General features: G+C 55.6%; 1 pseudogene. It reads right to left on the minus strand.

Annotated elements, in window-relative coordinates:
• Positions 1-629: pseudogene (locus tag HMPREF3120_RS03250) on the minus strand (hypothetical protein); the annotation flags it as partial.
• Positions 630-683: the final 54 nt, after the last annotated feature.

Consider the following 683-nt stretch of genomic DNA (forward strand, 5'->3'; position numbering starts at 1 on the left):
GCTGGCAGATCATGGCCTGTCGGGCGGGTTGATTGGTCTTTGCGTACCGCGGCCATCATGTTTTTCACCGCGGTATACGACACTGCTCTCCTGGTGCCATCAGGTGCGATCAGGCGTGCACAGGCTTGTTCCAAAATCACTTTGTTGGCGTGTTTGCCCATATTCAGTACGTTTCGGCACGACTGAAATGCCTGGGCAGGGATTGCCTTTGCGCTGATGAGTTCTTCGATGACTGTCCGGGTTGCTGGCCCGATCTTGGCTGCTTCACGGTAGAAGTAGTCACTGGTCCACAACCCTGTGGTATCAGCCATGTTGGCAGGAATATGATCCACATCGGTGACATAGATTCCCCGGGCTTGGGCAAGCCGGTGGGTTGCAACACGCTGCCCGGCATCAAAGACGGTTACTTCATTGCCAGTGATACGTACATCGACAGTCCGGCCGACGAGCTGGTAAGGCACCGAATTGTCGATTTGGGGTAGTTGGTACCGCGAGTCCGCGTAGTTGGTACCGGTGTTCCGCGTACCCGGTACTGCGAGGGGGTTTCTTTCATAGTTGATGTTGGCGGCGCCGTACTTCGATGGTGCCGCGTCAACCTCTACTTGGAAGGAGCCGGTCTTTGTGGCCAACTTCAAACAAATCGTCGCGATGGGTTGCGTCCCTTAGTGTGGTGTAACGCTTGC

The sequence above is a fragment of the Corynebacterium sp. HMSC11D10 genome (assembly GCF_001806995.1).
Classification (GTDB): domain Bacteria; phylum Actinomycetota; class Actinomycetes; order Mycobacteriales; family Mycobacteriaceae; genus Corynebacterium; species Corynebacterium coyleae.